This window comes from Trichormus variabilis 0441 (assembly GCF_009856605.1).
Lineage (GTDB): Bacteria > Cyanobacteriota > Cyanobacteriia > Cyanobacteriales > Nostocaceae > Trichormus > Trichormus variabilis.
In genome coordinates this window covers 5764965-5778960 of sequence record NZ_CP047242.1, presented here as the reverse complement: position 1 = coordinate 5778960, position 13996 = coordinate 5764965, and the positions used below count along the sequence as shown (strand labels likewise).

General features: G+C 42.7%; 13 protein-coding genes. 8 read left to right on the top strand and 5 right to left on the bottom strand.

Translation table 11 applies throughout. The annotated features are described in order from the left end of the window. Nucleotides 1–113: 113 nt before the first annotated feature. From GSQ19_RS23815 to GSQ19_RS23805, 3 genes are all read right to left on the bottom strand, one after another. Nucleotides 114–851 (bottom strand): phycocyanobilin:ferredoxin oxidoreductase, encoded by a 738-nt coding sequence (locus GSQ19_RS23815; RefSeq protein WP_011320297.1) that lies wholly within the window; start codon nucleotides 849–851, stop codon nucleotides 114–116. Between the two features lie 578 nt (nucleotides 852–1429). Continuing rightward, on the bottom strand, nucleotides 1430–3166 hold the full coding sequence (locus tag GSQ19_RS23810; protein ID WP_185478891.1) for a serine/threonine-protein kinase: 1737 nt from the start codon (nucleotides 3164–3166) through the stop codon (nucleotides 1430–1432). A 268-nt stretch (nucleotides 3167–3434) separates the two neighbouring features. Further along, a complete protein-coding gene (locus GSQ19_RS23805; RefSeq protein ID WP_011320295.1) occupies nucleotides 3435–4862 on the bottom strand; it encodes an MFS transporter in 1428 nt (475 codons plus the stop codon). A 65-nt stretch (nucleotides 4863–4927) separates the two neighbouring features. Here GSQ19_RS23805 and GSQ19_RS23800 point away from each other — a divergent pair, with 65 nt between their 5' ends. Then, complete coding sequence (locus GSQ19_RS23800) at nucleotides 4928–5446, top strand: phosphoribosyltransferase (RefSeq protein WP_011320294.1); 519 nt, start codon at nucleotides 4928–4930, stop codon at nucleotides 5444–5446. 56 nt (nucleotides 5447–5502) lie between these two features. Here the strand turns inward: GSQ19_RS23800 and GSQ19_RS23795 are convergent, their stop codons facing one another. After that, nucleotides 5503–6429: an AEC family transporter gene (locus tag GSQ19_RS23795; RefSeq protein WP_011320293.1), complete on the bottom strand. Its 927-nt coding sequence runs from the start codon at nucleotides 6427–6429 to the stop codon at nucleotides 5503–5505. A 101-nt stretch (nucleotides 6430–6530) separates the two neighbouring features. Here GSQ19_RS23795 and GSQ19_RS23790 point away from each other — a divergent pair, with 101 nt between their 5' ends. Continuing rightward, nucleotides 6531–7340 (top strand): M15 family metallopeptidase, encoded by an 810-nt coding sequence (locus GSQ19_RS23790; protein ID WP_011320292.1) that lies wholly within the window; start codon nucleotides 6531–6533, stop codon nucleotides 7338–7340. Here the strand turns inward: GSQ19_RS23790 and GSQ19_RS30325 are convergent. Continuing rightward, entirely contained in the window at nucleotides 7324–7446 is a 123-nt protein-coding gene (locus GSQ19_RS30325; RefSeq protein WP_255449087.1) for a hypothetical protein, read from the bottom strand. The genes GSQ19_RS23790 and GSQ19_RS30325 overlap by 17 nt on opposite strands. 472 nt (nucleotides 7447–7918) lie before the next feature. On the opposite strand from GSQ19_RS30325, the gene GSQ19_RS23785 reads away from it, so the two are divergent. The 6 genes from GSQ19_RS23785 to GSQ19_RS23760 all read left to right on the top strand — a co-directional run bounded on the left by GSQ19_RS23785 (nucleotide 7919) and on the right by GSQ19_RS23760 (nucleotide 13982). Beyond that, a complete protein-coding gene (locus tag GSQ19_RS23785) occupies nucleotides 7919–8413 on the top strand; it encodes a DUF2231 domain-containing protein (protein ID WP_011320291.1) in 495 nt (164 codons plus the stop codon). Further along, nucleotides 8410–9015 carry a DUF2231 domain-containing protein gene (locus GSQ19_RS23780; RefSeq protein ID WP_011320290.1) on the top strand — a complete coding sequence of 202 codons (606 nt, stop codon included), beginning with the start codon at nucleotides 8410–8412 and terminating at the stop codon, nucleotides 9013–9015. The genes GSQ19_RS23785 and GSQ19_RS23780 overlap by 4 nt, the downstream gene beginning before the upstream one ends. 20 nt (nucleotides 9016–9035) lie before the next feature. Then, complete coding sequence (locus tag GSQ19_RS23775; RefSeq protein WP_011320289.1) at nucleotides 9036–9971, top strand: cytochrome c oxidase subunit II; 936 nt, start codon at nucleotides 9036–9038, stop codon at nucleotides 9969–9971. After that, nucleotides 9961–11622, top strand: coding sequence for a cytochrome c oxidase subunit I (locus GSQ19_RS23770; protein ID WP_011320288.1), 1662 nt, complete (start codon nucleotides 9961–9963; stop codon nucleotides 11620–11622). Before GSQ19_RS23775 ends, GSQ19_RS23770 begins: the two co-directional genes overlap by 11 nt. 200 nt (nucleotides 11623–11822) lie before the next feature. Next, nucleotides 11823–12491 carry a cytochrome c oxidase subunit 3 gene (locus tag GSQ19_RS23765; RefSeq protein WP_011320287.1) on the top strand — a complete coding sequence of 223 codons (669 nt, stop codon included), beginning with the start codon at nucleotides 11823–11825 and terminating at the stop codon, nucleotides 12489–12491. A gap of 123 nt (nucleotides 12492–12614) precedes the next feature. Further along, nucleotides 12615–13982, top strand: coding sequence for an NAD(P)/FAD-dependent oxidoreductase (locus GSQ19_RS23760; RefSeq protein ID WP_011320286.1), 1368 nt, complete (start codon nucleotides 12615–12617; stop codon nucleotides 13980–13982). Nucleotides 13983–13996: the final 14 nt, after the last annotated feature.

Below are 13996 nucleotides of genomic sequence, written 5' to 3'. Positions count from 1 at the left end.
CAGGTAAAGGTAACAGACTGTACAAATGAGGGGCGATCGCTGACCGGAAGAGTTTTGCAGGTGTTCAGATCACCGACTGTTTCAAAAAAGTCGGTGATCTATGACTTGTCAGGTTATTCTGGGAGGTCAAACAACACTGTGGTCATGTAATTTTCTGCCCAATCTGTACCAAAAGCTTTTTCTAGCACCCGGCGAGTTTTATCGTTTTGTTGCTGTTTGCTACAGTAATTGTGTTGTCCAGCCAAAATGTGCTGTTTTTGTTCTGCTGAAACAGGACTAGCGGCGATCGCACCTTGACAATGAACTTGCAAAAACTCCCGCACTCGTCCTAAAAACATCGCCTCTTCTTCTGGCGAACTCGGACGCACAAAAATGCAGAAATCAGAGAAGATATTTCCCCATTCTGGCAATTCTCTGGGTTGAGAGAAATTTAGTGTGTCGAGATTTGTCAGCGCCGAATTATAGGATGCAGGTAGGGTGCGGTCTAAGTGTACAGGAGAAAGGTCAGCGATCGCTGCACTAATTTGACCCCTACCCCCAACCAAGTCACAGCCAAACATCGGTAGGTCATACTCTGGACGGGGAAACATCACACAGTGCAGGATGTCGAGCATATTTCCTACCTTGGCTAATTCCAAGTGCATCTTCCGAAACTGGGGTGTTTGATAGCAACGGTTTTCAATCGTCAGTTTCTCACCCTCTAGTCTCCCTTCCACATACCCCAACTCAGCAGGCAAATGGTAAGGCGACAAATCCAAGTGCTGATGCCAAACTTCTTCAATACAGTCAGCTAGTTGGCGAATGAGGGGATGTTGTTGCTCACGTAGCGAGGGAATGGAAGTAAGTGACATATTCTATTTGAGAATGCAATCTAGATGTCAGTCTACGGCCAGGAGCGTTACTTCTGTTCTGGATTGCAACATAAGTTAGGGGATTGGGGATTGGGGATTGGGGATTGGGGACTGGGGACTGGGGACTGGGGACTGGGGACGAAAAAGTAAAAAGGTAAAAGATTTTTTCTTTTGACTTTTGACTTTTGACTTTTGCCTTGGATTGGGGATTGGGGAGAAATAGTTAGTATTAGGTGTTGTTGGGGATGACAATTTAGGATTTAGCTGACTGCCTTACCTTATTTATGTGTTTGTCTAGGTAAATCAACGAGAATGAAGTGGCGATGAAGAACCTATGAAAATACTATTAATAGGAGGAATTACAGTAGTCAAATATGTATTAAGGTTCTAGAATCGAGTCGTAAGTAACTATACAGAACCAATTATAGTCTATCACCTATATTAGCCCCCTGACTAGATATAAATAACCAGTCAGGGGGTCTTAATTTGTGTTTGTTAGAGACGCGATTAATCGCATCTGTACAATTTTCGGTTGTCAAATTTCCCCCTACACCCCTAAACCTCTAAACCCCTAACAATCAACGCCAACCCAAAAACCGCAATCCTGGCACAATGAGGTAGTAGCTTACGCCTAACCAAAAGCTCATCAAAATACCGATAGAGCTAAAGAAGATGATAGGTAAGGATAATTCTGACCAGAGGTGACGATTAGAAAATTGTAAAACGGTAGTGGGAAAACCTAAAACTATCAAAATTGCCACAACGATCGCTGTTCCAAATGAGCCAATCATGGCATAAACTATGTGATGGCTACGGAAACTCATACTTAGAGCTAGTAAAAATACGGCTATGGAGGTTGCGCCTACTAAACCTTCACCGCTATCTGCGGTTGATGTGATGATTTGCCACAATAACCAGCCAAAGGCGTAGCTGATTATCCCCATGAATGAGGCGACTAAAAACCGCCGTCTTTGGGCAAAACATCCGGATGCTGTCAGTCCCCAGGCTGTACCTAAGCCTGCGGCCGCAAATACGATGATTTCTGCACCAAATCCTGATTCAGGGTTAGGTATTAATTCGGGTAATTGACTGGCAATAAATTCTATTAAGCGATCGCCTAAGTTTGTGCGATATGCCAAAATAAATCCAGCGATCGTTCCTACACTCGCACCAAGACCAGTTAACAACATTGCCCAAATGGTGGAAAAACAAGCTGTGATGATTTTCACTATTGTCTGTGCAATCCACCGCAGGATTTTGCCTAAGGTTTGTCCCAAGTTGCTGAAAACTTGCTCTGTAGATTGATTTAATAGTGCTAGTTGATTGGCAAGCTGTGTTAACCACTGTTGAAAATTGTTCTGTCCTGAAGCGGGCTGGTTAATTTTTGTTAACCGCTTTTGAATCATAGCAGCATTCGCCGGGCGCGATCGCACATCCTCATGCACCATCTCATCTAGTAAATCTGCCAACTCAGGTCTGATAGTAACTCTATTACGCCAATGCAAAACCCCCGTCTGGGGATCTTCCAACTCTGGTGGATACTTACCTGTGAGTAATTCAATCATCGTACGACCGAGGGCATAAAAATCAACACTCGGCCCGATATGCCCACCCGTCACTTGTTCTGGTGGACTGTAACCCGAAGAAAATAACCTTGTGGAACTAGATTCTTGGCGCTGTCTTCCTGTATTAAATTGTTTTGCCCCACCGAAATCAATTAAAACTAATTGTTCCCATCCTGTTCCCCCTTGAGAGATGACACTGGGCGAGGGAGTACGTAACATCAAATTAGAAGGTTTGATATCACGATGTATGATTTGATGCTTATGTAATTCTTGTAAAATCTTGATCCCTTGAGTTAACCAGTTTAATACCAAATTTTCTGGGCATCCCTGGGGATATTTGTTCAACATTTCCTCCAAAGTCGGCCCGTTAATTTTTTCCATTACCAAACAAGGTAGTTGGCGCGGCTTGGGATTGGATAAATTAACTTGAAAATGACCATCAGCCTCAACTTTGGGGACACCAGGATGGCGTAACCTGACTAAAACTTCTGCCTCTTGCGTAAATAATTCCAACGCCTTTGGGGAATCTTCTATCAACACCTTTAGCACTTTTTCCGTTTGGGTCTTTTCATCCCAAACGGTATAAATTTGTGCAAAACCCCCCGCACCCAAGGTCTGTAGTGGCACATAACGATCTAACAACTGTAGCACCGCGCCACAGCTGTTACAAAATTTGTTACCCCAGGGCTGGGGGTAGGGACGTTGACAGTCAGGATTTATGCAGTGAACCCCAGAAGAACGGTATACCAAGGCTTTTAATCTCTAATTCATGTTCGACACTCAAGAATTTTTCACAATGGCTGATTTGCTGGTTTTGAGCATATTTCGTCAGTCCCCACGTACTATTTTTATTATGCTCAATAGATGTTCAAAAGGTTGTATTGATTATAAAAATCATCGGGAATGGATAATGGGTAATGGGAATAAAATAATTACTTATATACCCCTAAACCCCTAAACCCCTATACCCTTCTCCAAACCCTTGATCTTTCGTTTTCATGGGTAAGTCCTATACTTATCACTCTGGATGTGTTTCTCTTTGCTTTTGACGTTCTTGGAGTTTTAGCAGAATTTCCGCGTGCATTTCACGGGTAATGGGGTAGAAATAGGTTAAGACTAAGCCAAAAATTAAACAGATGGTGGGTAAAGGCCCAACGGCAATACGGATAGCGAAAAGAGCCGATTCTGGTTGTATTGGTAGAGTAGTTTGTCCAGCAACAGCTTCTTTAAAACCAGATGCTTGCAAGGCGTTACCCACCAGAAATAAGCCGAACGCTAAACCAAATTTCTGCAATAAAACCATGAAGCCGTAAAAAATCCCTTCTCGCCGTTGTCCAGTTTGCAGTTCGTCCAATTCAATGACATCGGGAATCATTGACCAGGGGACTAAGTAAGCTGTGGATACACCCACACCCGCCATGATAGCCATGACATACATTAAACTGATTTGACCGGGTTGTAAGAAAAAGAGTCCAGCAGCTGCAATAATCCACAGACTCATTCCCAAGAAATAAACAAGTTTTTTCCCAATTTTTTTACTTAAAGCTGTCCAGACAAATAACATCAATAAAGCAGTCCCTTGCACTGCAATCATCGTTGTGGGTATATCTGATTCAGGCAAAGACATACAATTGATCACAAAGTAGGGAATAATGCTGGCTGTGATTTGTACTCCTAACCAAGAAAACAAATATATGCCAATCACAAATAGAAAAGGGCGATTGCTGAAAACAATTTTTAATTGCTCAAAAAAGGGAATAGAGTCAGAGTCCTCAATTTGAATACGTTTTGCTTCAAATGCCAATACGCGATCGCGCACCCCAAACACGCACCAATATAATGATATAACCGAGATGACGGTGCAAATTGCCGCTAAAACTATATACTGTTGTTGGCGATCGCTAATCAACGACAAAACAACTTTAGATAAAATTAAAGATAAAATGCTGCCACCAATAGAAAAGGCGAAGCGAAAACTATTGAGGCTAGTGCGTTCGTCATAATCTTGGGTAAGTTCTGGAGTCAGGGCTGTATAAGGCAGATTTACAACGGTGTAAAACACCTGGGAAATCAACCCAATCACTACGTAATACCAAAACAACGCCCAGACATTACTACCCTGGTCGCTACTAAATCGCGGTACAATCCACTGTAAGAAAAAGAAAATTCCAAAGGGAATTGCCCCATAAAGCATCCAGGGCAAACGACGACCCCAGCGCCGAGACTTAGTTTTATCCGTCAATACCCCCACAAAAGGATCGTTAACAGCGTCCCAGATTTTACCAATCATTAAAACACTGCCCGCCAAACCAGCCGGAATACCAGCAACGTTGGTAAAAAAAATTAATAGAAAGAATATAGAAATATTAGCGGTAATTGCTGGGCCTAAATCACCGGCACCGTAAGCCAGCTTGGTTTTCAAATCTAATTTTTGACTATTTTTCATAATGGCTTGCGCTCATATTAAAATATTGCGATCGCCTTTAGTATCACCTAAAACCTACTTACCTTATGCCAGACCTTTACGTTTCTTGGTCAGAGTATCACTATAAAATTGAGCAACTGGCTGCTCATATTTATCAATCTGGCTGGGAATTCAATCAGATTGTCTGTTTAGCCAGGGGTGGACTACGAGTGGGAGATATCATTTCCCGTATCTATCACAAACCCCTAGCAATTTTAGCTACATCTTCTTATAGTGGCGCAGGTAAGCAAGAAAGAGGTTATTTAACTGTTTCTCGTCATCTGACAATGACAACCGAAAGTTTAGGCTCACACATTCTCCTAATCGATGACTTAGTAGACTCTGGAATCACGCTCCAAGAAACCATCCCTTGGCTAAAACAATATAGTGATTCCCCGATTGAGGAAATCCGCACAGCTGTAGTTTGGTATAAAGCTTGTTCAGCAATAGCACCTAATTACTACGTCGATTACTTACCTGACAATCCTTGGATTCATCAGCCCTTTGAACATTATGAGCATATCAATCCCGCAGATTTGGCGGCTAGGGTGGGTCAGTATTGTTGATGGGGAAGATGAGAAGGGGTAGAGGAAAAGCATTGGCAACTGACAACTGAACCAATTCAAAACAACCATAGCCACATGGGGAGCGTTAGGAGTAGTAACATAGCTCCCACGGCTATTGTGGTGACTGCGAGGTTGTGGTCTAAATTGAAAGTTTCGGCGATTACTAGACAGGCAAAGGCTGGGGGCATGGCCGTTTGCAGGATAATCACTTTGGCGGCTGGCCCGGTTAATCCAAAAAGCGGTAAGGTGTAGCCTAAAATTAGGGGAACTATCAGCATTTTGATTCCTAAGCTGATACCTACCTGCGGTAGGTTAGCTAAGGAATTTAGTTTGCTTAAGCGCATTCCAATTAATACTAGAGATAAAGCCACCATACTCCAGGCAAATTTATCTAAGCCATATTCCAAAATTTCAGGAATGGCTATTTGGCGAAATAGTAAGCCAAATCCGAAACTCCATAGAGCCGGATTAATAATAATAGCTCTTGTTACTTGCGTAAATTGGTTGTGATTGTGTAAGTTAGTACCGAAATGAGCGCCTAATGCTACGCCCAAGGCATAAGCACCAGGAAAAGACCCCAGTAAATCGTAAAATAATGCCCAAGCAAAGTATTCTTTACCTACCATTGCTAAGGTAATGGGAAAGCCTAAGTAACCTGTGTTACCTATCATGGCTGCTAGTAACAAGCTTCCCTGGGTAGGTTTTTCCGGTGTTGTATTACTGAAGTATGTCTGTCCTTTGATTGCTAGCCAAGCGAAGAACGCACCTAGTAGAATAGCCAAGTATGCGATCGCCGGAGCAATCCAGATTTGTCCTGATAAGTCAGTTTGTCGGAGAAAAGATACTATACTTATCGGTACTCCCACCCAGAAAAGAAACTGACCCAGACGGGTAGGAACTGTACTAGGTAGCTTGCGTCCCAGAATAAAACCTACTAAGACTAAGCTGACAAGTTTGACGTATAGTTCTAGGAGATTTATCAATGTTGCGCCTAAGAATTATAGATGTAAAATGCTACCCAATAAGCTTATTCTTATCAAGTCTACAATTTTTATGAGAGTTCCACAAAGCCAGGAGTTGACCTGTGAATAAAGCTGGGTTTTCTGGAGAGCCACACGACCCATTTGATGAACTTAGTGATGATATCCCAGTAGCCTTACGCGACACTCCTGGTATCACACCTAAACAACGCTTACAACGCCTGATTTTCGTGATGGGTGCAGTAGGCGCGTTTGTGATACTGGCGATTGTTAGTGGTTTTGTTTTTTTTATCACCACGCCTAGAAAAACTACTGAGTCTCAGCCTTCGCCAGCTATTGCTGATGCTACACCAATACCTACAGCCAGCAACCCGGCTGATCTGCAAGCTGTATTAGGTCATTTGGCTTACCCAGAGGCTCCAGAGTCAGAATTAGTGCCAATCAGCAGGGATGGACGCATCCGAATGCGTAGAACTGCTGCTCAACGGTTCCAAGAAATGGCACAGGCAGCGCGGAGTGCGGGTGTAATTCTATTGCCTATTTCGGGTTTTCGTTCTGTAAAAGAGCAAGAGCAATTATTTTTTGCTATCGGCGCTCAACGTAATCAAACCCCAGCCCAAAGAGCAGCTCTCAGCGCTCCTCCTGGTCATAGTGAACACCACACAGGTTACGCTGTGGATATTGGGGACGGTGCAGCACCCACAACCAATTTACAAGCTATTTTTGAAAATACCAGAGCTTTTAAATGGTTAGAGGCTAATGCAGCTCGCTTTGGCTTTGAGATGTCTTTTCCCAAGGACAATTCTCAAGGAGTAAGTTATGAACCTTGGCACTGGCGTTTTGTAGGCGATCGCAATAGCCTAGAAACATTCTATAAAGCTAGGAATTTAAAACCTGTTAAAACACCGCAATAACTATAATTTTGCCTGACTCAGATAGCAACAAGCGGCAGATTTTGATACAAATAATTTCTTCTGCTAATAACTTGGAGGCGATCGCACTTTCAGACTCAAAAATCATCTATTAGCTATCTAGTACTTTGATAATTCTTGTTCTGATCCTGATATTAATTTAAAAGTTTGCAGTAGCGAGCGCCTCCAACCAGTTGAGAAATGAATCAATTTAAAATACCCTGCGGGAAGCTAAAGCTACAAAATTCAAGCGTAGCGGGACGAAGTACGGTTTTGTCGGCGCAGCCTTTCCTGCGGAACGCTACCGCGTTCGCCAAAGGCGTTCTCGCAGAGTACCCGTAGGGTACCTAGTTTTTTCCAATAGAAGATAGATTTCCGAAGATTTATATTTATTTTTTAATATTTATCAGTGCAGTAAAAAAAGTGAATTAATAGTTTTGCTTCTAAATCACCCTTCCGATAGTATTCTTGATTCCATTTGTTAGATAAGAGTTACTAAGAGTGGTTTGGTGGAGAGCAATTTTTCCAGCTGCTCAGAGTTAACTGATATTACAGCGTCTGGAGATAGCCAGGAGAAAGCGATGTTCGCTCTGCTTCTTAATAGCCAAAATCTCCCCTACCCCGACCCCATACACCCAATTGTTGTGCATTTCGTGATTGCAATGGTGTTTTTCTCATTCTTTTGCGATGTGGTCGGCTATTTTACCCGCAATCCACGTTTGTTTGAGGTCGGTTTTTGGAATATGTTTGTTGCGGCGATCGCCATTTTTGTCGCGATCATTTTTGGGCAGTTTGAAGCAGGCTTGGCACAAGTTTATCCAGCAGTCCAGTCCACACTTAACTTTCATACAATCATGGGTTGGTCACTTGGGGCGATCGTTGCCGCTATTACAGCTTGGCGTTGGGTGATTCGCAATCGCCACCCCCTCAAAGTTCCATCTGCTTACCTTGGTGTGGCAACATTTTTGATTTGTTTAGTGTTCTTGCAAGTGTACTTGGGAAGCAAGCTGTTTTGGGTATACGGATTGCACGTTGAGCCAGTTGTTGAAGCGATGAACCAGAGGATATCGCCATGAACTCCCAACTCATTGACCAATTAAGATTGAAATTAGGTGTTAACGGACTGCCCTACGAAATCCCTATGCACCCAATACTGGTGCATCTAACATTAGGCTTATTTATTATTGCCATCTTGTTTGACATAGCAGGAGCTATTTTTCCTCTAGAAAGATCCATCTTTAAATTCTTGGGACTGACTGCTATTCGTGCCAACTTCTTTGATGTTGGTTGGTACAACCTGCTAGGCGCAGCTGCTGTGACTTTTTTCACAGTCGCATTTGGTTTTTTCGAGCTACTACTGGCAAACCCACCAATTAATCAAAAGAGTGATTGGGGGTTAAACGCCTCTTGGACAATGCTTTTGCATGGTTTGGGTGGTGTTCTTTTGTTGGGGCTGATTGTTGCCATGACTGTGTGGAGAGGTTTACAACGCTACTACTGGCGCAAAGATGCTTCCAGACAAGTGCAGTGGAATTACTTGTTAGCAGGTATCGCAATGCTGGGCATCTTGTTTGTTCACGGAACTTTAGGAGGGCAAATGGGATCAGAATTTGGCATTCATGTTACTGCTGCTAAGTTACTCCCAGAAGGCGCAAACTCAAACTTACTACCCAAATAAACGACAAGCACTCTGAGTTTATGCTGAGATTTTTAGAATATTTATTAATAGTCGGTTGTATAGCAGTGCTACTCGTTGTTAGTCATGGGATGGGGCAGGTAGCTTATTCTTGGATGCCTCTGGAAGCCACAGCAGAAGCGCAAAAGGTTGATGATTTATTTAGCTTTTTAGTTTCAATGGGTGCATTTATTATTCTTGGGCTTGTAGGCATGATGGTGTACTCGGTACTTTTCTTCCGCGCACCCAAAAATGACTACAGCGAGGGACACCCATCTAGAGGCGATATAAGACTAGAAATTTTATGGACGGCAACTCCAACCTTACTAGTTTTGTGGGTTGCTTGGCAGGGCTTCAATATATATCAGCAATTAGATGTTTTAGGTTTGCAACAAGTTGTACATTTGCATACACCTGTAGAAGAACCAGTCTATGCCGCATCAATCAGCGATATCCCTAAACCAGCTGATGAAACTATTGAGGTTTTTGTCCAGCAGTGGGACTGGTCTTTCCGCTATCCCAATAATGTTACTAGTCAGGAATTGCACCTGCCTGTAAATCTTCGTACTCGCCTGAATATGCACGCTAAGGACGTACTCCACAGTTTTTACGTCCCTGAGTTTCGCTTACAGCAGTATATTGTCCCAGGACGCAACATTGACCTTGTGGTTACACCCATTCGCATGGGCAAATACAAGCTCAAAGATTCTTTATTTAGCGGTACTTACTTTGCTTTGATGGATGCCAATGTACACGTTGAATCCCTTGAGCAATATAACCAGTGGCTTACCCAAGCAAAACACGAATCAATGAGTATCAAAAATCAGGCTGTTGCTGAGTATAGCCAACCGCCAAAAACTTTGTTTAAGAGTGGCTGGTACACTGTCGCACCAGATTGCTGTTTCGGAGCCGCCCAAAGGGCTAACGCCAACGAAAGGAAAGTAATGAATGACACATGATTCTCTAGATGCAACATCTCAAAATGAGCCTGAGAATAACTGGCGACAATACCTCAGCTTTAGCACCGACCATAAGGTGATCGGCGTTCAGTACATGGTGATGACTTTCATTTTCTTCTTGATTGGCGGACTATTGGCGATGCTCATCCGTGCCGAACTGATTACGCCAGCATCAAATGTAGTTGATCGCCCTCTGTACAACGGCTTATTTACTTTGCACGGGACAATTATGATTTTTCTGTGGATTATCCCGTTCAATGCAGGTATCTCTAACTACTTAGTACCGCTAATGATTGGCGCACGGGATATGGCGTTTCCCCTACTCAACGCCATCTCTTTCTGGATGATTCCACCAAGCGGGATTTTATTAATATCTAGCTTCTTGCTGCCCAATGGGACGGCGCAGTCTGGCTGGTGGTCTTATCCGCCAATTAGTCTGCAAATTCCTCCAGGTCAACCAATTAACGGTGAATTTATTTGGATTGTCAGTCTAGTCCTGATTGGCATCTCTTCCATTATGGGGGCTGTGAACTTTGTGACTACTATTTTTTGGATGCGCGCCCCAGGAATGACATTTTTCCGAATGCCTGTGTTTGTTTGGTCAGTTCTCAGCGCCCAGTTGTTGCAGCTGGTGAATTTGCCTTCCTTAACAGGTGCATTGATATTACTATTATTTGATCTCAGTTTGGGAACGCAATTCTTCAAACCCTTAGAGAATGGCGACCCGATTATCTACCAGCATTTATTTTGGTTCTATTCCCACCCCGCAGTTTATATCATGGCGCTACCAGCCTTCGGTATTTTTGCTGAGGTTCTGCCTGCCTTTTCCCGTAACCCCTTGTTTGGCTATCGGTCACTGGCTATTGCTTCTTTAGGCATTGCTGTAGTCAGCATCTTTGTCTGGGTACATCATATGTTCACCAGTGCTACCCCTGGCTGGATGCGGATGTTATTTATGGTGACATCGATGTTGGTTGCCGTACCTACTGGTGTCAAAGCATTTGGTTGGACTGCCACAATTTGGAAGAGCAAACTGCACCTAGAGACACCCATGCTGTTCGCTATGGGAGGCGCAACTATGTTTTTGCTCGGAGGTGTGACTGGGGTGATGCTGGCAGCAGTACCGTTTGATATCCACGTCCACAATACTTATTTTATAGTGGGACACTTCCACTACATTGTCTTTAATACCATCACAATGGCAATTTTTGCTGCCATCTACTTTTGGTTTCCGAAGATCACCGGGCGGATGTACGCTGAAGGCTGGGGTAAGGTGCATTTTTGGTTAACTTTTCTTGGTGCTAACCTGACTTTCTTCCCTATGCTCCCATTGGGTTTACAGGGAATGGTGCGCCGAATTTCCTCTTACGACCCACGCTATCAAGGATGGAATATCGTCGCCAGTCTAGGAGGATTCTTGCTGGGGGTATCTGTACTACCTTTTATTGCCAATATGGTGGGTTCATTGCTTTATGGACAGAAGGCAACTGATAATCCCTGGCTCGCTACTGGACTGGAATGGACAACTACCTCACCACCACCGCGAGATAACTTTAAAGAGATTCCAGTCGTCAAAAGACCTCCATATGACTATGGTGATCCCAAATACTCAGTCATCGAACCTCCCGATTATCATCAGTCTGAAAATTAGGGAACACCAAAAAATAAATTATTCCAAATTGACGGTTAGTAGGGTGCGTCAGTATGAATAATTTTTTGGTACAGCTAAGTTTTCTCGCACTGACGCACCCTACATTTGGGATATTTTTCTATCTGGAAGTCCGTCCCTTAAGTAAAAGTTTGAATTAATTCGTAACTAACTTGTGGAATCTTGTACTAGGAATTTAGTCTATGAACCGTGGCGTAATTCATGTAGATGAAAGTCCTATCCCTTTAGAACGATGGTGGCGATACCTACCCAATTGGCTAAAGCGTTTCCTACCAGTTCGTGGCGGACGTGCTGAAGACCATCATGGCAAAGCAATTTTCGGGTTTACCGTGTTCCTGTTGTCGGAAAGCATAGTTTTTTTGAGCTTTATCTTTACATATATTGCTTTGCGGTTAACGCACTTAGGAAATTGGCTTCCACCTGGTGTTTCGGGCCCAGAATTGTCTACTCTTGTGATTATTAATACGGTGGTATTGCTGTCTAGTAGCTTCGTTATTCAACCAGCCGAAAATGCTCTCAAGCATCATCAGCTAAATAAATTCCGTTGGCTATGGTTGATGACGATTTGTATGGGAACTTATTTCTTAATCGGTCAAGGAATTGAGTGGAGTAAGCTTGATTTTAGGTTAAGCACAGGATTAGTTGGTTCTACATTTTATGTATTAACAGGTTTTCATGGCCTGCACGTTCTCAGTGGTGTGATTTTGCAAATAACCATGCTTGTTTTTTCTTTCCGGCAAGGCAACTATGATCAAGGTCACTTCGGTGTAAGTGCTACCACATTGTTTTGGCATTTTGTTGATATAGTTTGGGTATTTTTATTCTCACTTCTCTATCTTTGGCAGGCATAAAAGTATTTATAAATCAGGAGTAATTTTATGAAATTTTCATCACAATAATTAACACCTCCAAGATAAATTTAGTCAACGGTTCTCTCCTAACTTTTATTTATTTACACTCCCTACTACTTTTTTATGAACAGCCCAATATATCAAACTGTGATTGTCGGCGGTGGTTTTACCGGACTATTTACAGCGTTACACCTAGCACATGAACATTATCCTCGTTCTGTGATTTTGATTGATAGAAATGAGCGCTTTTGCTTTAAGCCGCTACTATATGAATATTTCGATAACGAAATGGATAGCTTTCAAGTAGTACCGCGTTTTTCGGAATTGCTTAAAGGTAGTGGTGTCATCTTTGTGCAAGATACTGTACAGACGATAGACTTACATCAACGGGAAGTTAAATTAGCGTCGGGTAATTCCTACAGTTACAGCAACTTAGTATTAGCTTTAGGTAGTGTTACTGGCTATCATCATATTGAAGGTGCGAATATTAATGCTTTTCCTTTCTGGACGCAAGCAGATGCGATCGCACTTGACAGACATTTACGTGACTGTTTACAAAAAGCCATCCAAACTGAAGATATAAAACAACGCCGCCAACTATTAACAGTAGTTGTAGTTGGTGGTGGCGCTTCTGGTGTGGAAATGGCAGCAACTTTAGCTGATTTTCTCCCACATTGGTATGCTGCTTTGGGTGGTAACTCTGAGGAAATCCGTGTGATTCTACTCAATCATGGTCAAAAAATTCTTGATGGCGATATTAACGATCCTTTGCGTCCAATTGCTGAAAAAGAATTACAAAAACGTAGCGTAGCAATAGAAATTATTACAGAAGCAGAAGCTACTGCTGTGCATCCAAATGCAGTTGAATATAAAAGTCATGGTGAAATTAAGACACTGACAACACATACCACAATCTGGACTGCTGGTACTTCTATCCATCCCCTAATTCAAGAGTTACCAATTCCCCAAGAACATCGAGATCATCACAGCCGTCCCCTAGTCACTTCCACTATGCAATTTCTCGATTTTCCAGAAGTTTTTGCAGGTGGTGATTGTGCAGCAGTTCAGGATAGTTTCCTACCGCCTACAGCCCAAGTCGCTTATCAACAAGGAGCAAATATAGCTCATAATTTGAAAGCACTTGCACTAGGAGAAGAACTCGAACCTGCTAAGGTGAACATTCGAGGAACTCTATTGAAGTTGGGGTTAAATGATGCTGCTGCTAACTTATTCAATGTTTTTGAAGTTGTAGGCGAACCCGCACACTTAATCCGTCAAGGCACTTATTTAACACTATTACCAACACCAATTCATGACTTTCAAGCCACAACGGAATGGGTGGATGAAGAGATTTTTCATCACCACCTAGACCCTCACGATGTAGGTAAAAAAGTTGTACAAGCAGTGGAGGTGGTTGGTGCCGGAATTGTTAGTGTTTTAGTAGGGAGGAAGCTATTAAAAATGTTAGGTGATGACGAGAAAGTTAAATAAAGATTAGGTAGGGA

What these genes read in the sequence shown, in the direction of transcription:
- GSQ19_RS23815 (WP_011320297.1), bottom strand. Translation starts at nt 851, where the DNA reads ATGTCACTTACTTCCATTCCCTCGCTACGTGAGCAACAACATCCCCTC.
- GSQ19_RS23770 (WP_011320288.1), top strand. Translation starts at nt 9,961, where the DNA reads ATGACACATGATTCTCTAGATGCAACATCTCAAAATGAGCCTGAGAAT.
- GSQ19_RS23760 (WP_011320286.1), top strand. Translation starts at nt 12,615, where the DNA reads ATGAACAGCCCAATATATCAAACTGTGATTGTCGGCGGTGGTTTTACC.
- GSQ19_RS23780 (WP_011320290.1), top strand. Translation starts at nt 8,410, where the DNA reads ATGAACTCCCAACTCATTGACCAATTAAGATTGAAATTAGGTGTTAAC.
- GSQ19_RS23805 (WP_011320295.1), bottom strand. Translation starts at nt 4,862, where the DNA reads ATGAAAAATAGTCAAAAATTAGATTTGAAAACCAAGCTGGCTTACGGT.
- GSQ19_RS30325 (WP_255449087.1), bottom strand. Translation starts at nt 7,446, where the DNA reads ATGATTTTTGAGTCTGAAAGTGCGATCGCCTCCAAGTTATTAGCAGAA.
- GSQ19_RS23765 (WP_011320287.1), top strand. Translation starts at nt 11,823, where the DNA reads ATGAACCGTGGCGTAATTCATGTAGATGAAAGTCCTATCCCTTTAGAA.
- GSQ19_RS23800 (WP_011320294.1), top strand. Translation starts at nt 4,928, where the DNA reads ATGCCAGACCTTTACGTTTCTTGGTCAGAGTATCACTATAAAATTGAG.
- GSQ19_RS23775 (WP_011320289.1), top strand. Translation starts at nt 9,036, where the DNA reads ATGCTGAGATTTTTAGAATATTTATTAATAGTCGGTTGTATAGCAGTG.
- GSQ19_RS23785 (WP_011320291.1), top strand. Translation starts at nt 7,919, where the DNA reads ATGTTCGCTCTGCTTCTTAATAGCCAAAATCTCCCCTACCCCGACCCC.